This is a genomic window from Wolbachia endosymbiont of Drosophila innubila, from assembly GCF_021378375.1.
Lineage (GTDB): Bacteria > Pseudomonadota > Alphaproteobacteria > Rickettsiales > Anaplasmataceae > Wolbachia > Wolbachia pipientis.
Genome location: NZ_CP076228.1, coordinates 833,790 through 855,200 on the forward strand (window position 1 = coordinate 833,790; position 21,411 = coordinate 855,200).

General features: G+C 36.4%; 20 protein-coding genes, 3 tRNA genes and 3 pseudogenes. 20 read left to right on the forward strand and 6 right to left on the reverse strand.

Features of this window, described 5'->3' with window-relative positions; all coding sequences use genetic code 11:
• The first annotated feature begins 120 nt into the window (after positions 1-120).
• The 7 genes from J4T77_RS04485 to gpmI all read left to right on the forward strand — a co-directional run bounded on the left by J4T77_RS04485 (position 121) and on the right by gpmI (position 6,238).
• Positions 121-564 (forward strand): PAS domain-containing protein, encoded by a 444-nt coding sequence (locus tag J4T77_RS04485; RefSeq protein WP_065094412.1) that lies wholly within the window; start codon positions 121-123, stop codon positions 562-564.
• A gap of 98 nt (positions 565-662) precedes the next feature.
• Positions 663-869 (forward strand): 50S ribosomal protein L35, encoded by a 207-nt coding sequence (rpmI, locus tag J4T77_RS04490; RefSeq protein ID WP_007548610.1) that lies wholly within the window; start codon positions 663-665, stop codon positions 867-869.
• 20 nt (positions 870-889) lie between these two features.
• Complete coding sequence (gene rplT, locus J4T77_RS04495) at positions 890-1,255, forward strand: 50S ribosomal protein L20 (protein ID WP_006279340.1); 366 nt, start codon at positions 890-892, stop codon at positions 1,253-1,255.
• Between the two features lie 12 nt (positions 1,256-1,267).
• A complete protein-coding gene (fmt, locus tag J4T77_RS04500) occupies positions 1,268-2,167 on the forward strand; it encodes a methionyl-tRNA formyltransferase (RefSeq protein WP_190321376.1) in 900 nt (299 codons plus the stop codon).
• Positions 2,168-2,247: 80 nt separating this feature from the next.
• Positions 2,248-3,759, forward strand: a complete 1,512-nt coding sequence (purH, locus tag J4T77_RS04505) for a bifunctional phosphoribosylaminoimidazolecarboxamide formyltransferase/IMP cyclohydrolase (protein ID WP_010082407.1) — start codon at positions 2,248-2,250, stop codon at positions 3,757-3,759.
• Between the two features lie 805 nt (positions 3,760-4,564).
• A tRNA-Asn gene (locus J4T77_RS04510) sits at positions 4,565-4,636 on the forward strand.
• A gap of 33 nt (positions 4,637-4,669) precedes the next feature.
• On the forward strand, positions 4,670-6,238 hold the full coding sequence (gene gpmI / locus J4T77_RS04515; protein WP_190321377.1) for a 2,3-bisphosphoglycerate-independent phosphoglycerate mutase: 1,569 nt from the start codon (positions 4,670-4,672) through the stop codon (positions 6,236-6,238).
• On the opposite strand, the gene fabD is transcribed toward gpmI, so the two are convergent.
• Positions 6,230-7,210, reverse strand: a complete 981-nt coding sequence (fabD, locus tag J4T77_RS04520) for an ACP S-malonyltransferase (protein WP_190321378.1) — start codon at positions 7,208-7,210, stop codon at positions 6,230-6,232. The genes gpmI and fabD overlap by 9 nt on opposite strands.
• 128 nt (positions 7,211-7,338) lie before the next feature.
• On the opposite strand from fabD, the gene rpmE reads away from it, so the two are divergent.
• The 3 genes from rpmE (at position 7,339) to J4T77_RS04535 (ending at position 9,805) form a co-directional block, all read left to right on the forward strand.
• Positions 7,339-7,542 carry a 50S ribosomal protein L31 gene (gene rpmE, locus J4T77_RS04525; protein ID WP_190321379.1) on the forward strand — a complete coding sequence of 68 codons (204 nt, stop codon included), beginning with the start codon at positions 7,339-7,341 and terminating at the stop codon, positions 7,540-7,542.
• A gap of 38 nt (positions 7,543-7,580) precedes the next feature.
• Positions 7,581-8,375, forward strand: coding sequence for an NAD kinase (locus J4T77_RS04530; protein WP_190321380.1), 795 nt, complete (start codon positions 7,581-7,583; stop codon positions 8,373-8,375).
• 83 nt (positions 8,376-8,458) lie between these two features.
• Positions 8,459-9,805, forward strand: a complete 1,347-nt coding sequence (locus J4T77_RS04535; protein ID WP_190321381.1) for a hypothetical protein — start codon at positions 8,459-8,461, stop codon at positions 9,803-9,805.
• Positions 9,806-10,002: 197 nt separating this feature from the next.
• Here J4T77_RS04535 and J4T77_RS07580 read toward each other — a convergent pair.
• From J4T77_RS07580 to J4T77_RS04560, 3 pseudogenes are all read right to left on the reverse strand, one after another.
• A pseudogene (locus tag J4T77_RS07580) lies at positions 10,003-11,092 on the reverse strand (IS3 family transposase).
• 72 nt (positions 11,093-11,164) lie between these two features.
• Positions 11,165-11,809, reverse strand: a pseudogene (locus tag J4T77_RS04555) (IS630 family transposase); the annotation flags it as partial.
• Positions 11,810-11,851: 42 nt separating this feature from the next.
• Positions 11,852-12,126 (reverse strand): annotated as a pseudogene (locus J4T77_RS04560) (transposase); the annotation flags it as partial.
• Between J4T77_RS04560 and J4T77_RS04565 the strand changes: the two are divergent.
• Entirely contained in the window at positions 12,022-12,321 is a 300-nt protein-coding gene (locus J4T77_RS04565) for a hypothetical protein (protein WP_156768666.1), read from the forward strand. The pseudogene J4T77_RS04560 and the gene J4T77_RS04565 sit on opposite strands and share 105 nt — an antisense overlap.
• Positions 12,322-13,228: 907 nt before the next feature.
• Here J4T77_RS04565 and J4T77_RS04570 read toward each other — a convergent pair.
• Positions 13,229-13,301, reverse strand: a tRNA-Gly gene (locus J4T77_RS04570).
• A 180-nt stretch (positions 13,302-13,481) separates the two neighbouring features.
• On the opposite strand from J4T77_RS04570, the gene J4T77_RS04575 reads away from it, so the two are divergent.
• The 9 genes from J4T77_RS04575 to radA all read left to right on the forward strand — a co-directional run bounded on the left by J4T77_RS04575 (position 13,482) and on the right by radA (position 20,358).
• Positions 13,482-14,102: a ribonuclease D gene (locus J4T77_RS04575; RefSeq protein WP_190321410.1), complete on the forward strand. Its 621-nt coding sequence runs from the start codon at positions 13,482-13,484 to the stop codon at positions 14,100-14,102.
• 127 nt (positions 14,103-14,229) lie between these two features.
• Positions 14,230-14,553, forward strand: a complete 324-nt coding sequence (gene trxA / locus J4T77_RS04580) for a thioredoxin (protein ID WP_010962901.1) — start codon at positions 14,230-14,232, stop codon at positions 14,551-14,553.
• A gap of 42 nt (positions 14,554-14,595) precedes the next feature.
• Positions 14,596-14,672 (forward strand) — tRNA-Ile (locus J4T77_RS04585).
• A 70-nt stretch (positions 14,673-14,742) separates the two neighbouring features.
• Complete coding sequence (locus J4T77_RS04590; protein ID WP_190321409.1) at positions 14,743-15,399, forward strand: CADD family putative folate metabolism protein; 657 nt, start codon at positions 14,743-14,745, stop codon at positions 15,397-15,399.
• A gap of 39 nt (positions 15,400-15,438) precedes the next feature.
• Positions 15,439-15,825, forward strand: coding sequence for a dihydroneopterin aldolase (locus J4T77_RS04595; RefSeq protein WP_007548841.1), 387 nt, complete (start codon positions 15,439-15,441; stop codon positions 15,823-15,825).
• Positions 15,822-17,102, forward strand: coding sequence for a dihydropteroate synthase (folP, locus tag J4T77_RS04600; RefSeq protein ID WP_138317886.1), 1,281 nt, complete (start codon positions 15,822-15,824; stop codon positions 17,100-17,102). The genes J4T77_RS04595 and folP overlap by 4 nt, the downstream gene beginning before the upstream one ends.
• A complete protein-coding gene (locus J4T77_RS04605; RefSeq protein ID WP_190321408.1) occupies positions 17,099-17,578 on the forward strand; it encodes a dihydrofolate reductase in 480 nt (159 codons plus the stop codon). The genes folP and J4T77_RS04605 overlap by 4 nt, the downstream gene beginning before the upstream one ends.
• Before the next feature lies 1 nt (position 17,579).
• A complete protein-coding gene (locus tag J4T77_RS04610) occupies positions 17,580-18,317 on the forward strand; it encodes a putative folate metabolism gamma-glutamate ligase (RefSeq protein ID WP_190321407.1) in 738 nt (245 codons plus the stop codon).
• A gap of 697 nt (positions 18,318-19,014) precedes the next feature.
• Positions 19,015-20,358 (forward strand): DNA repair protein RadA, encoded by a 1,344-nt coding sequence (gene radA / locus J4T77_RS04615; protein ID WP_190321406.1) that lies wholly within the window; start codon positions 19,015-19,017, stop codon positions 20,356-20,358.
• Here the strand turns inward: radA and ftsY are convergent.
• Positions 20,345-21,256 carry a signal recognition particle-docking protein FtsY gene (gene ftsY / locus J4T77_RS04620; protein WP_010962907.1) on the reverse strand — a complete coding sequence of 304 codons (912 nt, stop codon included), beginning with the start codon at positions 21,254-21,256 and terminating at the stop codon, positions 20,345-20,347. The genes radA and ftsY overlap by 14 nt on opposite strands.
• Between the last annotated feature and the right edge of the window lie 155 nt (positions 21,257-21,411).

Genomic DNA, 21,411 nt, shown 5'->3' on the forward strand with positions numbered 1-21,411 from the left:
AAAATCAATACCACTCTCTAGATCTCAGAACTTCTAGTGACATGCACCTTGTGGTAAGAAAAAATCAATATATTCACGATAAATTTACCTCATATCTGTGTTTTATATGTGGAAATTGGAATGGAAATTTATGTAGGCAAAGAAAAAAGAATAGCAAATGTGGTGACTCAACACTGGAATGACATAAAAAGATCAGACAGAGATTGGCCAGAAAGGCATGAAATAGACACTGCAGAAATAATGGAATCATGGCAGCATTGTTTTGTCATTGAAGTCAAGGATCAAGGTTATATTTGTGAAAATGCAGGAGAAAAGGCTGTTGAATTCTATGGTTTTGAGAAAAAGACGCGCATTGATAATAAGTATGCAATTGATGCACCATTTTTGCGACTATATAAAATAGATGCAGTTATTGATAAACTTGATACTGTAATAGAGAGTAAATGCCCGATCAATGAAGAGGAAGAAAGTGAAAGTGTTAAAATGAGGCAAGTATTGTTGCCACTTGGGAATAAAGAAGGTATAACACACATATTGGGCGTAATTACTTTTAAACTCCTTTAATATACAATTTTAATTTGATTCTTTAATAAAATTATTTATACTAATGCTTAATTACTATTAAAGAACTCAATAGTAGTGCTTGTAAATTTATTTGGAATATGAAGAAAATAAAATTAAAAACCAAATCTTCTGTGAAAAAGCGCTTTCACCTTACAGCTAAGGGTAAAGTTATTTCTACTCAGTCAGGCAAAAGGCATGGCATGGTAAAGAGAAGTAAATCTAATATTCGTAATCAGCGCGGTACAACGATTCTTGGTAAATCTGACTCGCGTATAGTTAAGCTTCATATGCCTTACGGTATTTAACAAAATGGAGGTAAAATAAAATGGCTCGGGTAAAACGTGGAGTCACTACTCACGCTCGTCATAAAAAAATATTGAAACTGGCAAAGGGTTATAGAGGGCGTGCAAAAAGCTGTTATAGAATTGCATTACAAAGAGTTGAAAAAGCACTGCAATATGCTTACAGAGACAGAAGAACCCGTAAACGTGATTTCCGTAGCTTATGGATAATACGTATTAATGCAGCAGCAAGAGAGCATGGGCTTACTTATGGTAGGTTTATGCATGGTCTTACACTTGCCGGCATTGATTTAAATAGAAAAATTCTTGCTGAGATGGCAGTTAATTATAAGGATGATTTTGCCAAATTAGTAGAAACTGTAAGTGGTAAATTAGCGGAGAATTCTTAAAGCAAAAACACCATGAGAATTATTTTCATGGGATCACCAGGATTTGCTGTTAATTCTCTGAGCTTGTTACTGAAATCAAAGAGCGAAGTGGTGGTAGTATACACCAAGGCTCCAAAACCTTCGGGGCGTGGACAGAAGCCAACGAAATCTCCAGTACATGTTATCGCTGAAGAAAGTAACATAGAGGTATGTACTCCTATCTCTCTAAAGTTCTCGGCAGAGCAAGAAAAATTTAGAAATTTCAAGCCAGACGTTGCGGTTGTTGCCGCGTATGGATTGATACTTCCAAGAGAAATTTTGAATATTCCTAAATATGGTTGTATTAATATTCATCCTTCATTACTACCAAGGTGGCGTGGTGCAGCCCCGATACAGCACACAATTTTAGCAGGAGATCAAGAAACCGGGGTTAGCATTATGCAATTGGATGAAGGATTAGATTCCGGCACTATTTTAAAACAGGAAAAATTTCTTATCGAAAAGAACGATAATTACAAGACATTGCATGATAAATTATCTAAGCTAGGCAGTGATTTACTGCTGAAAGTGCTAAACGAAATTGAAAAACAGCTTCCCTTAAAACAGAACGATAACGATGCATGTTACGCTGACAAAGTGGAAGACTATAAAATTTATGCAAGTGATGCTTGTGAAGTTGCTTATAGAAAAGTTAAAGCGTTTTACCCAAAAGCATTCATTAAGATAGAAAATAAACGTATCAGGATACTTGATGCTGACTTTGAAGCTCTCGCTTCAGAACAAGGTAAGATTGTTAACGATAATATGCACATAAGTTTAAAAGGTGGCACTTTAATTCCTAAAGTTGTACAAATGGAAGGGAGAAATCCTTGCAGTATTGAAGATTTTATTCGTGGCTTGAAATCAAGCATGGTAAAAAAATTTATAGAATAGGCTGCTTTAAATTAGTGTAGAAATGTAATAGCTAAATTTCCTTTTCTTAGATATAATCTTAAAAAACTTTCCATATAAAAATGAAAATAAAAAGAGCTTTAATATCAGTATACGATAAAACGAATATAATTGATCTTGCATCGTTTTTAACGCAGCAACAAATAGAAATTCTTTCAACGGGCAATACTTATAAAGTGCTATCTAGTGCAGGAATAAAAACACAAGAGGTCTCAGATTACACACAATTTCCAGAGATACTGGGTGGTAGAGTAAAAACTTTACACCCCAAAATTCATGGAGGCATACTTTGCAATAGAGAAAAACACAAAACGGAAATACAAAATCTAGGTATTGAGCCAATAGAACTGCTTATAACTAACCTATACCCATTTTGGGAGACAGTAAGTAGCGGCTCAAATGAAGAGCAAATTATAGAACAAATTGATATCGGCGGAGTGGCGTTAATTAGAGCTGCAGCAAAAAACTTTCGTTTTACTTCAGTTATTTCTAGCATTCAAGACTATGAAGCACTGAAAGCTGAGATGATAGAAAATAACAATAAAACAACATTGGAATATAGAAAACACTTAGCAACCAAAGCATTTGCTCTCACTGCACACTACGATTCTAATATTCACAGTTGGTTTTTATCCCAGAGTAAAAATAATGAGTTACCAGAGTTTTTTGCTCTATACGGGCATAAAGTACAAGAACTCAGGTATGGTGAAAATCCCCATCAAAAAGCTGCATTTTATAGTAATCAATTTACAGAATATCCGTTGGAAAAACTACATGGAAAAGAGTTGAGTTATAATAATATAGTAGATATAGAATCCGCACTTAACATAACTTCTGAATTCGAAGAACCTGCAGCAGTGATAATCAAGCATAATAACCCATGTGGCGCTGCTATTGGTAATAATGCTTTGGAGGCATATGAAAAAGCTCTATCGTGCGATGAAGTAAGCAGTTTTGGTGGTATAGTTGCCTTAAACCGGGAGATAGATTTAAAGCTAGCAGAAAAATTAAACGAGATATTTTTGGAAGTAGTGATAGCACCATCGGTAAACAATGAGGCACTAAAAATTTTACAAAGAAAGAAAAATTTAAGAGTGATTATTCATAAATCTTTTCAACAAAATGTGAAATACCAAACTAAAAATGTTGTTGGTGGGTTTTTGGTGCAAGAAAATAATGACCACACAATAAAAGCAGAACAAGTAACAGAATGCACTGCAACAGACAAAGAAAAAAAAGATCTTATTTTTGCCTGGAAAATATGTAAGCATGTGAAATCCAACGCAATAGTTATAGCAAAAGATGGTTGTGCTATTGGCATCGGTGCAGGGCAAACAAGCAGAATAGATAGTGTGAACATTGCAGTGAAAAAAGCAGGTGAAAAATGTAAAGGTGCAGTGCTTGCTTCAGATGCATTTTTTCCATTCCCAGATAGCATAGTAGAAAGTGCAAAACATGAGATTACAGCTATAATTCAGCCCGGCGGCTCGCTGAAAGATCAAGATGTGATAAAAGCTGCAAATGAAAATAAAATTGCTATGTTTTTCACTGGCGTTCGCAGTTTTTTCCATTAGGCTTTGTGTCTTATCGTCATACCGCCACAAACCGTCATACCGCGATTCATTCGCGGTATCTCTCAACATAGATCCCGCTAGCGGGATGACAAATATACCGCCGCGGCGCTAACAAGAGATCCCGCTAACACGTAGCGGGATGACGAGCTTATCGTGCTGCCACGAACCGTCATGCCTCTGCGAACCGTCATACCGCGATTCATTCGCGGTATCTCAGCCGCTAACAAGCAGCGGGATGACGGTTGTCGTTTAGCCATAAATATTAAGAAATTTACCAAATGAAAAAAAGGCAAAAGAAGCCCTGGGGTTATTATCCGCTTTAAAATATTGGCGTTTTTTATGTTTTAAACGCTTGACAAGCAAGATTAAGCTGCTTTTAATTGCAACTAACTTACGCTGCAAATGTTTAAGAAGTTTACTAAGCAGAAAAAAAGACAAAGAATCCCCGAGTTAGCTAGTCTTTTACTATCTCTGTCGAGTATTGGCATTTTTTGATGTCTTGTAACGCTTTATAAGCGCGTTCAGCTTATTTAGATAAAAATCTAGATGTAGATGAAGTTTTGTAAAGACATACAGTATCTATACACTGCAAAAAATTGAACATAAGACGCCGATACATTAAGTAATCCTTACCTTTTAATCTGCAGATTGGCGAAAGCAAATACAATAGCTTCACTATCATGATAAGGGCGCTGGCGGAGTTTGTCAAGTAAGTTTTTTTGTTTCTATGGGTCAGTTGGACTTAAAGTCTACACAAAAAACGTTTACAACCAACGTTCAACATGGTAAATTAAAAACGGTTTATTCCTCGGTAGCTCAGTGGTAGAGCAGTTGGCTGTTAACCAATTGGTCGCTGGTTCGAATCCGGCCCGGGGAGCTCTTCTCTGTGAAATTCTAGTGTTGATTTTATATGAACATTAAATCAGTGGTTTTATGTATACTAGATGGCTGGGGAAATGGAATAGAGAATAATAAATACAACGCTATCAGCAACGCAAATCCACCCTGTTGGCAATATATTAGCTCTAATTATCCAAAATGCAGTTTATCCGCCTGTGGAGCTGATGTGGGGTTACCTGGTGGTCAAATAGGTAACTCAGAAGTTGGCCATATGAATATTGGCAGTGGTAGAGTGGTAATACAAAGCCTTCAGCGCATTAATCAAGAGATTGGAACAATAGAAAACAATGTAAATCTACAAAGTTTTATTAATGATCTAAAAAGTAAGAACGGAGTATGCCATATAATGGGATTGGTGTCCGATGGTGGTGTTCATTCGCATCAAAAGCATATTTCAACTTTAGCAAATAAAATATCACAGCATGGAATAAAAGTGGTGATACATGCATTTTTAGATGGCAGAGACACATTGCCAAATTCAGGAAAAAAATGCATTCAAGAATTTACAAAGAGTATAAAGGGAAATGACACAAGAATTGCTACTGTTTCTGGGCGTTACTATGCTATGGACCGTGACAACAGGTGGAAGAGAACAATCGAAGCTTATGAGGCTATCGCATTTGCAAAGGCACCTTGTCATGATAATGCAGTATCGTTGATTGAGAATAACTATCAAAATAACATAACTGATGAGTTTATCAGGCCCGCAGTAATAGGTGATTATCAAGGTATAAAACCAGAAGATGGAGTGCTGTTGGCTAACTTTCGTGCTGATCGAATGATACAATTAGCAAGTATTTTGCTTGGCAAAACAGATTACGCTAAGGTAGCAAAATTCTCTTCAATTTTAAGTATGATGAAGTATAAAGAAGATCTCAAAATTCCTTATATTTTTCCTCCTACTTCTTTCGCTGATACTCTAGGACAAACAATAGAAGACAATAAATTACGACAATTACGTATCGCTGAAACCGAGAAATACGCTCATGTGACTTTCTTTTTCAATTGTGGAAAAGAAGAACCTTTCTCTGGTGAAGAAAGAATACTCATTCCCTCACCAAAAGTTCAAACTTACGATTTGCAGCCCGAAATGTCAGCCTTCGAGCTCACAGAAAAGCTTGTAGAAAAAATTCACTCCCAAGAATTCGCACTGATAGTTGTAAATTACGCTAATCCTGATATGGTAGGGCATACAGGTAATATAAAAGCAGCCGAGAAAGCTGTGCTAGCTGTAGATGATTGTCTTGCGAAAGTGCTGAATGCTGTTAAAAAGTCAAGCAACACCGCATTAATTGTTACTGCAGACCATGGTAACGTGGAATGTATGTTCGATGAAGAAAATAATACACCTCATACAGCACACACTCTAAATAAAGTGCCATTTATTGTGTCTTGCGATAATCTAAAACTAAGAGACGGAAGGTTATCTGACATTGCCCCTACTATTTTACAGCTACTTGGAATTAAAAAACCAAACGAAATGACAGGCAGTTCGTTGATTTCTTGCATTACCCTCTGTCATTCCAGCCAGGCAGCGTTATGCACCGGAATGACATCAAATAGATGTGTTTTAACTTAATCCAACTTTTAAATTTTTCGCTGTTAGTACTAATGATTCATTAAAGAAGCTGTCAATATCACCAATACTATCTATATTTTTTGTACTGATAGATTGGTCAATTCTTTTGACCAAATTAGATAAAACTTTATTAGGGCCAATTTCAACAAATTTGTTAATGCCACGGCTTGACATATACAAAACCATTTCTCTCCATTTCACTCTGCTTACAACTTGCTTGGGGAGTAAAGTTTTTATAACTTTGGGATCACTCTCCTCTTTAGCTGTAACATTTGATATCAAAGGAACTATAGGACGGGTTATTTTAATACCCTTCAAAAACTCCAAAACTTTTTCATCAGCAGGTTTCATAAGAGATGAATGAAAAGGCCCACTAACCTGTAATTTAATTAGTTTCCTCACACTCGAGTTTTTGAATAAATCGGGTAACATTTCAAGAGCTTCTCTAGTGCCACTTATAACCACTTGTCCGCCACCGTTATCGTTTGCAATTTCACAAATTCCGTCAATTTGAACTGATTTCAATATATCTTCCACTTCATTTATCTCTGCTCCAAGCAACGCAACCATTCCGCCTTTACATTTCAGTGAAGCTTCATGCATTGCTTCGCTGCGAACTTTCAGCAGCTTGATTGCAGACTCAAGCGTTAACGCTCCTGCAGCACACAGCGCTGTATATTCGCCAACTGAATGCCCACAAACATATTTAACATTGTGATCAGTGAAAAGAGATTTGCCAAACACATGCTCCATAACACGTAGCATTGCAATTGATACTGCCATTATAGCTGGCTGAGCGTTTTCTGTAATGGTTAATTCTTCAATAGGACCGTTGAAGATTAAATGAGACAGCTTTCCATCCAATATGCTATCTACTTCATTAAATACTTGTCTTGCAACAGAAAACTCACTACATAAGCTCTTTCCCATTCCTACAAACTGAGAGCCCTGACCGGGGAAAGCAAAAATCATGATAGTTATTATTTATTCCTTATTAAATATACTACTTTATTTATTTTTTGTCAATATTTTAGAATAATGATTGACTTAGTGAATTAAGTTCACTAGAATATTAGCTGACTAAAAGTTTATAAACAACAATGAATTATCATAAAATTATTATAGTTATGACAGACGGTCAAGAGTTTGAAACTCGTTCCACTTATGGAAAGGAGGGAGATAGGGTAAAACTTGATAGAGATCCTCTTACTCACCCTGCATGGACTGGAAGTTTGACAAGCGGGTTAACAAGTAAAACTAGCAAATTAGCTAAGTTTAACGGTAAATATGGAAGCATTTTCTAATTCTCCTCCTCTTTAAGTTTTAGAGAGTTTACTGAAGCATGCATAAATACAAAAATATAGGCTATGTTGCTTTTCCATCACCAAAATCGCAGGAAGTATCTAAACTATTAAAGAAACTTAATTTTATCAATATAACAGAAGAAAATAAGTCCGAAATCGATCTATTGATAGTTGTTGGCGGTGATGGCTTTATGCTACGCACTTTGCACAATTACGTCATAGAAAATAAAAACATGCATGTGTATGGGATAAACACTGGCAATGTTGGGTTTTTGATGAATAAATGCTTTAGCTGCAGTGAAGATTTAATTGATCATATAGAGCATGCAACTTCAACTCAGTTAACTTTGCTAAAAATGGAAGCAACAGACACAAGTGGCAAGAGATATCATTACATAGCAGTAAACGAAGTATACGTTTTTAGAAAAGCGAACCAAATAGTAGAGATGAATATTACTATTAATGATAAGCTAAAAGTAGAAAAATTTAGAGGGGACGGAGTAATATTATCTACCCCCACAGGCAGCACTGCATACAACTTCTCTGCCGGTGGCCCAATCTTGCCGCTAAATTCAAATTTACTTGCACTCACTTCTATCAATAGCTATTACCCAAGGCATTGGAATGGAGCGTTAATATCAAACGATACAATCGTACAAATTGACATTAACGACACAAAAAACCGTCCAGCACTTGTAGTATCAGATTACAAGGAGTTTCATAATATATCACAGATAAAAATACAAAAAGACCACGAAAACACAATAACTTTGCTTTTTGACAAAGATTACCCTCTGAATGAAAGAATCTTTGATAGACAATTTCTATACTAATAATTATCCGTAAATTGGTATTTACTATATCTTAATAATTATAGCGTAATCAATGCAGCATAGTAATTAATTTTGGAGTGAATATGCCTGGACCAGTAAATGAAGAACAAACAGTAACATTAATTTCTTCCACATCAATAAGTGAAGATGACAAGATAACACCAGGAATTTTACCAACACCAGCACTTAGGACAAGTACTCCGAAAAAAAATGATGAAAATACAGCTTTAGAAGCTTTGTTAGAGGAAGAATTTAAAGAGAAAAAAAACAGCAATGCTAATTCAAGAGATCCGTTAACTCTTGAGATTCAAGTATCACCTCCTTCCCTAGAAGAAACAAAAGGTGAAGAAACTCATGTTGACGTGCCACAAAATTCAACTCTAAGCAGATCCCCTTCTCAAGAGACAGTATTTGATGATCCTGATAAAACATTTACACGGTTAAGCAGAGAATCAAGTAACAAACTTAGCAATGTACCTTCAACTTCTCCACCATCATATAAGACAGATGACTCTGAAGAGTCTTTGTCACTAAATTCTGATGTAGGTGGCACAACAAATAAAAAAACAAACAGATTCTTGCCAAGAGCAAAGTATTCCATGCAGCAGAAGGGCTTTATAATTTTTACTGCAAGTGCTATTATACTCAGTATATCTGCAGCTTTATTATATTTACAAGATAAAGCAAAATTTATTGCATTTTTTACAAACAGCCCAAAATATATCACTATACCAGTTATCGCACTTGCTGCATTGCTTGCAATTGGTCCAATATTTTTTGCAACAAGGCAATTTATAGATACTGAAGAACATTCCATTCAAAAAAAAGATGCGGATAAAATTTTAGCTGAGGTGTTGGAGCACCAGCCAAAAGATAAAGCTATAAAATCTGTAAGACTGGAATATAGCAATAGCACTCATTCAAATTTTGTACTTAATGCTTGGGAAGCTAAACAAGGCTTCACTAACATTGACGAAAAAGTAATTACTAGAACTAATAAAATAAAATCAGTAATTAACGACAGACCAATATTTACTGCATTATTTACTGGTGTAGTTGCTGCAAATATAGCGTTTCCTCTAGGGCTACTTGCAACACATGGTGTTAATGGTGTACAAAAATTTTACCAAAACCCTTTGACTAATAACATAGGATTATCATTACTTATAGGTTCTGGTATACTTGCATTATCAATTATATGTCTTGGCGTGCATTATTATAGAAAAATAAATTGCACTAACCTTATATATTCTGAAGAAGAGATTGATCCTAAAGATGTTAATGGGAAATTCATTGAGGAAATAAAACGAGAAAGAACAAATGTTCTTGGGGAAAATCACAATAAAGACGCTAAACGCAGCAGCTTAACGCTTGAGCAAGTTGTGGTTCAATCTCATAATTGTAAGGATATTGTTTATAGTGTCGGTTAATAAAATGCATGATATAGCTAGTGCAGCCCTACGTCATACCGCTGCAGACCGTCATACCGCGATTCATTCGCGGTATCTCTAGATCCCGCTAGCACGTAGCGGGATGACGATTGTCAGGGTAGCACCTCCCTCCCCTGTCATCCAAGTAGCTGACTGACCTTACCCAGAAAAAGTGGAGAGAAAGTTTGGAATGTTTTTCACAAAGAGAATGATGAATCAAAATGCTCAGGAATGCAATAGTTAATAGTGACGTTGTTTGTTATAAAAAATTTCTATGTATTCAAATATTGCAGTTCTAGTTTGTTGAGCAGAGTGTTGTGAAGTATCAATAAGTATTTCTCTTTTCAATGAGCTAAAGAAGCTTTCCACAACAGAATTGTCGTAACAACAACCTTTATGACTCATCTATGTTTTTATGGATAAGAGATATTGATAACCTTGCGAAGTATATTGTGAACCTTGATCACTATGTAATAGTAGATTTTGGCAGGTTTACGCTTGTTAACGGCCATTAATAAAGAGTCCATAACCAATTGTTTATTTATTGAACTGCTCATTAACTACCATGCGTGAATATAGATCGATTATTGTTGCCAAATATAGCCATCCTTCTTTGGTTTTTATATAAGTAATCCCATACTTTATTTGGTTGATCAACAATAAAGTTTTGATCTAGTATATTGGGAGCTACAGCTCTATTATCTGTTTGTTGTTTTTTAATTTTAAACTTTCTTTTCAGTATAGCCCTGATGTCATTTTTCTGCATAATACTTTGCACCGTTTTCAAATTGCAACTTTTACCCAAAGCCTTCAATTCAGCATGAATTTTAGGAGCTCCATATCTACATTTAGAAACTTGATATATTTTTGAATAGCTGCGAGTAGCTCTTTATTTGCTGATTCTCTACTGCTTATTTTTCTTGTGGTCCACTTATAGTAGCCACTAGCAGAAAATCCTACATAATTCCTGTACTTTATAGCAGTTACTATATAAAAAATATTTTACTCTTTTTGACTGGCTAGGGCTTTTTTAAATGTCTCTTTCCCTTGTTACTCTTGCTTTGTAAATCAAACCTCTCTTTGTCGTAAGGAGCCATGTTACCTCTACCTGGAAATGCATCTGCTGCCGACTTTTTTTCGTTGTGTTTCTTTTATCCATTTTCCTAATAAACCACCCTTTATTCCTAAATCCTTTGCTATTTTTGTAATTGTTTGACCTGCCTTTCTTTGTTCATTTGCCAGTTTAACAGCTTCCAATTTGAATTCTGCCGTATATTCTCTTGCCATTTCTAATCCTCCAAAATTTTATTTTACCCAAAAAAACTCTTTTCTTTCTCTCCACTTTTTCTGGGTAAGGTCAGTCTGTCCAGGTTCCAAGATCGGTGTCAAAAATTGCTCAAACCATCCATTAAAAACATCCATATTACAGTGGCCTTCAAAGGTTAACGGAACAACTATCTTTCTTCCACTTAAGGCTGCAACCATACTGATTCGTTGAGTTTTCTTTCCAGATTTTAAGGCATAAAACCGCTGTCCTTTCTGGCAATATCCGTAGTTCGGTGTTATCAATGCCAGACTCATCTATATACACTAAGTTTTTAGGTTCTTTTGTCGCTATAATTTTCAAAAATTCAGCACGTTTTTCTTCGTTTCTTTCCTTGTATCCATATGTCTTTTTTTGCGCGTAAATCCAATTTTTTTAAGGGCTCGATAGATCGTTTGGATACTAACGTTGTTCCAAAGTTTAGCCATTTCCGATAGAGTCTTTCCTCCGTGTTCTCTGGCAAATTTGGCAAAGGTATCCCAGTCGGTAATTTTGTGATTGTAACCCCCATTTCCAAGTTTTTTTGATTGAAAGTCTCCTGTTTCTTTTCTTCTTTGCTGCCACTCCCATAAAGTAGTTCGTCCAATCTTAAATCTTGCTGCCACTGTTTCTCTGCTTTCTCCTTCGTCTAGCGCTTCCATTGCTTTTTTTCTTAAATCATAACTATATGCTGCTGGCATTCAACCTCCTTATCATCATCTACCCTTATCCTATCACATCCGGACTTTTATGGAAAGAGCTATATTTTTATCAATTCTGCAATCATTTATCTTAATATTAAGTTTCTTTTGATGCTTGTGAATAGCTGCAAATCTCTTCCTATTTGTTGCAAATACCCTTTTATAAACCCGACTGTTTGTCTTAAACCAATTCTAAAGAAACTGACGATTATATGCACCAAAATCACAACTTTATCACTATAAATATAGTTGCCGCCCTGCATTTTTGGACAATTCTCGTACCAATTTTCTATGGCGTCATTGATATAACAAAAAATGCTTCCTCTTTCTTGGAGAAATTTGTTATATTCATGGCAGTTACTGACTCTCATTTTTTGTGGCATATTTTTTCTTCAACAGTTAAATGGCTATTTATAATGAATTTTGTCAGTAACTGCCAGTTCTTTTCACTTGAGCGATGCAACAAAGCCCACTGGGATCCAGGAAAGTTTGCTTGTAAGCAAGCAAACTAGCATGGAAAGTTTATACTAAATGAATGTTTTTGATGAGGTTGCACAGAAGCTGGATCCCAGTGTCAAGCACTGGGATGACATCATCCTTTTTTGGATTCCAAACTGGAATGACAGCAGTCCTACGTCATACCGCCGCGGTATTTCCAGATCCCGCTAACACGTAGCGGGATGATGGTTGTCAGGGTGTTGTCCAAGTAGCCTCCTTCTTCTGTTATCCAAGTAGCCTCTTTCTTGTCATCCCAGTGCCCAGACACTGGGATCCAGGAAACTTAACTTTACACCAGGTAATAAGAACTGGATTCCAGCGTCACGCGCTGGAATGACAGCAGTCCTACGTCATACCGCGATTCATTCGCGGTATCTCAGCCGCTAACAAGAGATCCCGCTAACAAGCAGCGGGATGACGGTTGTCGTTTAGCCATAAATATTAAGAAATTTACCAAATGAAAAAAAGGCAAAAGAAGCCCCGTGGTTATTATCCGCTTTAAAATATTGGCGTTTTTTATGTTTTAAACGCTTGACAAGCGAGATTCAGCCACTTTTAATTGCAACTAACCTACGCTGCAAATGTTTAAGAAATTTACTAAGCAGAAAAAAAGACAAAGAATCCCCGAGTTAGCTAGTCTTTTACTATCTCTGTCGAGTATTGGCATTTTTTGATGTCTTGTAACGCTTTATAAGCGCGTTCAGCTTATTTAGATAAAAATCTAGATGTAGATGAAGTTTTGTAAAGACATACAGTATCTATATACTGCAAAAAATTGAACATGAGACGCCGATACATTAAGTAATCCTTACCTTTTAATCTGCAGATTGGCGAAAGCAAATACAATAGCTTCACTATCATGATAAGGGCGCTGGCGGAGTTTGTCAAGGGATTTTTGACGAAATGATTTTGAAAGCAAAGAGCGGGAGAAGGGGTTCGAACCCTCGACCTCAACCTTGGCAAGGTTGCGCTCTACCAACTGAGCTACTCCCGCAATTAAATTAACCTAAATTTACTTAATTATAGGCATATACAGCGATTTGTAAACCCTGTGTACACGAAAAATGTGAGAGCCCATAAATTTGCGTGGTTCCTTCTATGATCTTTTCGTATACTTAAGACTCATTTTTGATTATCATAGGTTTTCAATTGTGCCAAAAAATGTATTAATTTTATGGGAATATTTTTATATAAAGACGACTTGCCAGCTAGTTCAATACCAGATGATATAAGGTCTATAGCTGTTGATACCGAGGCAATGGGGCTACTTCATAGCAGAGATAGATTATGCCTTGTGCAGCTCTCTTTTAATGATGGCAACGCTCACTTAGTTCAACTCAAGAACGATTATACAGCGCCAAATTTAAGAAAAATATTAGAGGATAAAAATATAACTAAAATATTTCACTTCGCGCGATTTGATGTGAGCATAATACGTTATTACTTGGAAACTTGGGCACTTCCGTGCTATTGCACAAAGATAGCTTCACGTTTAGTTCGCACTTACACAGATAATCATAGCTTAAAAGAGTTGTGCTTAGAGCTGCTTGATACCAAACTAAATAAGCAGCAGCAATCTTCTGATTGGGGAAATGAAAATTTAACAGACAAACAAAAAAGTTATGCTGCATCTGATGTTTTGTATCTCCACAGTATAAAGGAAAAGCTAGACTTAATGCTGGAGCGTGAAAATAGAAAAGAATTGGCCCAAAAGTGCTTTGAATTTCTTCCTACTCGTATTGAATTAGACTTAATGGGTTGGGAAAACGTGGATATCTTTAACCACCAGATGTAATAGAAGTTTTTTGTTTGTGCAAAACACTTTAGGGCAATTTTTCAAGCTCTGCGGTAAGAATTTAGTTGATTAACTGCTAATAGATACGCTATATTTTACAAGCAATCGTTTTAAGTTTAGGTATTTTATGAGTGATGATATTACACCGGTAAATGATCAAAATTTCAAATCTGAAGTCACTGACTATAAAGGGTTTGTTCTGGTAGATTTTTGGGCAGAATGGTGTGGGCCATGTAAAAGTCTAATGCCGCGTATTGAACAGTTGGCTAAAGACAGAAAAGGCAAGATTAAGATCTGCAAGTTCGACATAGATGAAGGGACTGAAGTGCCAAGTAAGTATGGGGTTCAATCTATACCTACTTTGATTATATTTCAAGATGGTAAGGAAATTGCACGCAAAATTGGTGCAACAAATGATCTGCTAAGTTGGGTTGATAGTGAAATAAGCTAATAGACAAATTTGCTTTTGTGTGTATTATAAATATTGATAAAAGGGATTGTAGCTCAGTCGGTTAGAGCAGTTCGCTCATAACGAATTGGCCGTAGGTTCGAGTCCTACCAATCCCACCATTGTTAGCATGATCGTAACAATGAGAAAACTATAGTATATGAACTATATATTAATGTAATGGGGGAAATGATGGAATTTACTAAGTCTCTAAATAACAAGTTAGATGAATTGCACTTACTAAATCATCCATTCTACCAATCATGGAATACAGGAAGCTTAAGCTTGCAAGCTTTACAAACCTATGCTAAAAAATATTATCACCATGTTGCTGCGTTTCCTCGTTACATCAGTGGTATACATTTTCTGTGCCCAGATCTAAAAATGCGACAGGTTTTACTTGGTAATTTAATAGAAGAGGAACAAGGTGATGAAAATCATCCAGAGTTATGGAAACGTTTTGCTGAAGGGCTTGGCGTTGCGCGATCTGATCTTCGTGAAAGTGCACAGATTAAGGAGACACAAGAATTAATTGATGGTTACTTTGACATTGTAAGATCAGGTTTTGCAGCAGGTCTTGGAGCCTTGTACGCTTACGAACGTCAAACTCCAGAGGTTTCCAAGTCTAAAATTGAAGGTTTAAAAAAACACTATTCAATAAGTGATGAGCGTTCTCTTCAATTTTTTACGGTCCATATGCATGCTGATGAATGGCATTCTGAGGAATGTGCAAATCTTATTGAAGATCTAGATGAAAAAGAGCAAGATAAAGTTATGCAGGGTGCTCAAAAGGGAGCAAGGCTCTTGTGGGGTTTTCTTGATGGAATGATGAATGCTAGCGTGTGTTAGTAGTTGTAAGTAGCTCAAACTCAGTGATGTTGGAATGCAATGTCTGCATGTAATCTTCTTATATCTGACTTACGGCTTTGGGTTCATTTAGGCTATAGTGCAGAAGAGAAGTATCATTCTCAATTAGTTAGTGTTAATATTGATTTTACCTTTAAATCCCCCCCTTTAGGACTTACAACTGACCGGCTTGAGGATACTATATGCTACTTGGAGGTAGTTCAGAGTATTCAATCTCTCGTTCAAAGCAAGCAATTCAACTTAATCGAGCATTTAACTCATGATATATACAGGACCATTAATAACCTTGTGATGCAAAAAAAGCTTATTATTTCTTCTATAGGCGTAACTATTCACAAAGTTGCACCACCTGTCCCCAGTGTGCATGGAGGTGTTTTCTTTACTTATCGTAATGCGTTGCAAGAATGATTTACATTTCTGTTGGCTCAAATATAGGAAATCGCTTTTCCCATTTACAAAAGGCTGCTCAGTTACTGCAGGAGCGCTATTTTAAAAATTTAAAATCTTCAATTATTCTGGAAACTAAGGCTATTTTACCAAATGATGCTTCACCTGGGTGGGACAGGCCATTTCTAAATATGGTTGTGTATGGAAGTTGTTCTTCTTCTCCTGAAGAGCTGTTAAAGGGCCTTAAACAAATTGAATGTGACATTGGCCGTCTGCAGGTCTATGAAAAATGGGCACCTCGCGTTATTGATTTGGATATTTTGTTATGGGATGACCTGACACTTGATACACCCTACCTTAAGATTCCTCACCCAGAATTGATAAACAGACCATTTTTGCTTCACTTGATGACAATGCTGAACCCTATGGCAGTAGTTAACAAAACGTTTGGTACTGTTAACCCTAACATTAAGGATTGCTTTTTAAGGAGTTTTACGCTTTCACCAGAGCTTGTAGGTATTGTCAATATTACTCCTGATTCATTTTCAGATGGTGGTCTTTATTATGATGCAGATCAAGCAACCAAGCAGGCACTGCGGCTGTTATCAGATGGTGCAAGCATAGTTGAACTTGGTGCTCAATCAACAAGACCTGGCTCCTCAATACAAACTCCAAAAGCAGAATATGCACGCTTAAAACCAGTGCTTGATAATCTCAATCAGTATATGAAAGTTGGTGACATTAAAGTCAGCATTGATAGTTTCTGGCCAGATGTTATTTTGAATGTTTTGGAGCACTACAACATTGCCTGGGTAAACGATCAGAAGGGAGATCTAGATGATAATACCTTAAAAGCGATTGCTAGCAGTGGATGTAGTATCGTTATTATGCATTCACTCTCCATACCACCACATAGTGACAACATTATCCCAAGTGACATTGATCCAATTGATACCATAAATAATTGGGCAGAAAGGAACATTAATAGATTACTAGCTCTAGGTTTTGATCAAAGCTCGATCATTATTGATCCTGGTATTGGTTTTGGCAAATCTATGTACCAGAATATCCAGATTTTACGCAGTATAGAAACGTTACAAAATTTTGGCTGCAAAGTTCTGGTTGGCCATTCTAGAAAGTCATTTATTTCTTCTTTTTCTACAGAACCTGTCTTTAACCGAGATTTAGAAACAATTGCTACATCATCTGTATTACACAACAAGGTTGATTTCCTTCGAGTGCATAATGTGCGTGATCACATGCGATTTTTTGTAGCTCAAGCTGCTTTACAGGGATGATAGTTATCGGAATTATGGCTGTTGATCCCAAGGGGGTAATTGGAATAAATAATGGATTGCCCTGGCATTATCCAAGTGAGTTAGATCATTTTCGTCAGGTGACTGAAAAACAAGTTATTGTTATGGGGAGAAAGACATTTGAAACTATGCCTCAAGACATATTAGGGAATCGTATCCCTGTTGTTTTTTCTCGTGACAAATTAAATTCTTGTTTTAACAGAGGAGTAAAATGCACTATTATTTCTTCTATGCAAGAGTTTTTGTCAATCCAAAGTAATTCTAAAGTCTTCATGATTGGTGGAGCACAAATAGCGCATCTTTTTTTGGAGTATGATCTAATCTCAGAATTTACCATAACAGAAATTCACAAACCCTATAAAGGTGATGTATATTTCAACTTAACACTTCTTGATGGATGGCATAAAACTATTCTCACCAAAACGAAAGATTATACTATATGCAAGCTGACACGTTAATATGCATGTTGAAGCAATTTATACCCACCGCATTGAATGTGGAGAAGTATTAGAGCAGGTTCTTGATCGCTATGTTTCAGAGTTGCTAAGAGAGGAAGTTGTTCTTGCTATCACATCAAAAATCATTTCTATTTGTCAAAAACAAGTGGTTTGCAAAACTGCTTGTTCTAAAGAAGAGCTAATCAAAAGAGAAGCTGATGCAATTGTTGATGTAGACCATAATTCTTACGGCATCTATTTAACAATCAAAGACAATATCTTAATTCCATCTGCTGGTATTGATGAATCAAATGGTAATGAAATGTATATTTTATACCCAAAGGATGTTCAGAAAACAGCTCTATCAATATGGAACTATCTCAAGACAAAACACTGCATAAAATATCTTGGTATTTTGATTACAGATAGTAACATAACACCTATGCGCCTTGGGGTTACGGGCGTTGCTCTTGGTTGGTGTGGATTTGAACCATTTTATTCCTATATAGGCAAGCCAGATCTTTATGATCAACCACTGCAAGTAACACAAGTCAATCTTCTTGATGCGCTGGCAACGTCTGCTGTTTTAGTTATGGGAGAAGGGGCGGAGCAAACACCAATGGCAATAATTAGTGGCGCACCAAAGATTCACTTTCTTACTCGTCCGCCAACTACAGAAGAAGAAAAAAGTGTGAAGATATCTATGGAAGAGGACCTTTACTCTCCTCTCCTCATGCGAGCCCGCTGGTTAAAGAGTTAAAGAGGAACTTAAAAATTTGCTATTAGACTTCTTACATAACCATATAACATTGGGAATAGAAACAAAAAACTTACTTGACACCCTTCGCCAGCGCCCTTATCATGATAGTGAAGCTATTGTATTTGCTTTCGCCAATCTGCAGATTAAAAGGTAAGGATTACTTAATGTATCGGCGTCTTATGTTCAATTTTTTGCAGTGTATAGATACTGTATGTCTTTACAAAACTTCATCTACATCTAGATTTTTATCTAAATAAGCTGAACGCGCTTATAAAGCGTTACAAGACATCAAAAAATGCCAATACTCGACAGAGATAGTAAAAGACTAGCTAACTCGGGGATTCTTTGTCTTTTTTTCTGCTTAGTAAACTTCTTAAACATTTGCAGCGTAAGTTAGTTGCAATTAAAAGCAGCTTAATCTTGCTTGTCAAGCGTTTAAAACATAAAAAACGCCAATATTTTAAAGCAGATAATAACCACGGGGCTTCTTTTGCCTTTTTTTCATTTGGTAAATTTCTTAACGTTTGCAGCTAAACGACAACCGTCATCCCGCTACGTGTTAGCGGGATCTATGCTTTGAGATACCGCGAATGAATCGCGGTATGACATAGGGAACCCTTTCTTGGGTTAGCTATAGATTTACTTCGCATATTCAGCTAATTTTTATTACAATTACAACAAAATAATTTTGGCTTTGATGAAAACTGTATATGTATGTCAATCCTGTGGTCACAGCACTGGTAGGTGGGTAGGGAAGTGCATCGCATGTGACAATTGGGATACAATTGTTGAGGAAATAGCAGTAAAAACGGGCAAAAGAAGTATATCTGCACCAATTTTAATAAAGACGTTATCGGGTAGCGAAATTATCACTCCAAGTCGTTTTTTAACAGGAATAGAAGAATTAGATAGAGTTTTTGGTGGGGGTATCGTTCAAGGTGCTAGCATTTTAATTGGTGGCGAACCTGGTATTGGAAAATCCACCCTTTTGCTTAGAATTGCAGCTAATGTTGTGCAACTTTCCTCTTTTGAATGTCTTTATGTATCCGGCGAGGAGTCTTTAGAGCAGGTGAGTCTCAGAGCAAAGCGTCTTAAGATAAATGAACCTAAAATTAAGCTTTTATCTACAGTGTCTTTAACTGATGTAGTAGCAACAATAAAGGAAAACAAAAGTATTAAATTCTTAGTAATTGATTCTATACAAACAATGTATGATAGCAGAATTACATCGGCACCAGGAACTGTAACTCAGGTTCGTACTTGCGCACATGAATTAACTATTCTTGCGAAACAATATGGTGTTTCTCTTTTAATAGTTGGTCATATAACTAAGGATGGACAAATAGCTGGACCCAAAACTCTGGAGCATATGGTGGATACGGTATTATATTTTGAAGGTGAAAATAGCAATCAATATCGCATTTTGCGTACTATTAAAAATAGATTTGGCCCTGCAAATGAAATTGGTGTTTTTGAGATGTCTGAAGCAGGACTTGTGCCTGTTGATAATCCATCATCATTGTTTCTGATGGCCCATGACAGAGAAGTAGTTGGCAGCGCCGTATTTGCAGGAATTGAAGGTTCAAGACCAATTTTAATGGAAGTGCAAGCATTAATAGCAGGGACTAATATGGCAACCCCAAGAAGGGCAGTAGTTGGGTGGGATATTAATAGATTGGCTATGATCATCGCGGTGCTAAATGCTCGTTGCAAAATATTTTTGCATGATAAAGAGGTATACCTAAACATTGCAGGGGGACTCAAAATACAGGAACCATCGGCTGATCTTGCTGTTGCTGCTTCCCTTATTTCAAGTATAGTAAATTTACCGCTGCCAACTTCTTCAATAATCTGCGGTGAAGTTGCACTTTCAGGAGAAATTAGGAACATCTCGCATGCTGATCTCAGACTAAAAGAAGCACAAAAGTTAGGATTCAAAAAAGCAATTATGCCTAAAAATGGTAACTATTCTTCTCATGATATTGAAATAATCAAGCTTGGTCACGTAAGGGAATTAAGAGAAGTCTTTAATTACAATTAAATAACGCTTCAGCAAATTCTTTGCTAGTAAACTCCCTTAAGTCCTCTATATTTTCGCCAATTCCTATAGCATGTAACTTTATCTTATAAGCTTCTGCAAGTCCAATTACCACTCCGCCCTTAGCAGTGCCATCTAACTTTGTTACGATTAGCCCGGTAACATTAACCATTTTGCTAAATGCTTCTAATTGGCTATAAGCATTTTGGCCGGTAGTTGCGTCAAGAACTAAAATAACGTCATGAGGGGCAGTGTCATCCAATTTCTTTATCGTTCTATATATTTTTGATAACTCCTCCATAAGGTTCACATTATTTTGCAGCCTTCCTGCTGTGTCAATTAGAACAACATCAACGTTATCTTTTATAGCTTGACTTACAGCTCTATATGCCACACTTGCAGAGTCGCTACCGTACTCTCCAGTAACAATCAAGCAATCAGAACGTTCTGCCCAAATGTTTAATTGTTCACTAGCAGCAGCTCTAAATGTGTCGCATGCAACAAGCATAACGGATTTTCCCATTTCCTTATATTTATATGCGAGCTTACCTATAGTCGTGGTTTTACCGTTACCATTTACTCCGCATACCATTATTATATGTGGTTTTTTGTTTAAAATTAGCGGTTGCACAGCAGGGTTCAATATCGATTCTATTTCGCTCATTAGCTGCTGTGTGATGGTATTATACTCAACTTCCTTGTCAAATTTGATGCTTGTGAGCCTATCGATAATCAACTTGGAAGTTTTATGACCAATATCCATACTAATTAGCAATTCTTCTAATTCATCTAAAAGTGACTGATCTAATTTTTTTTTGCCAGAAAAAATACTTTTCACCCCGTCGCTAAAGCGAGAAGAAGTTTTTAACAGGCCCTGATAAAGGTTACTAAACAAACTCAAGGGATACTCCTTTTTAAATTATAAACTTAATTACAATATAAAGAATGACATGCACTACGCGAATTTGTAAAGTAAAATGCACTCAAAAACTACAATTTTACCTTACAAAAATTACACTTTTTGAGTGTATTTTACTTTAGTTTTTAACCTAAATA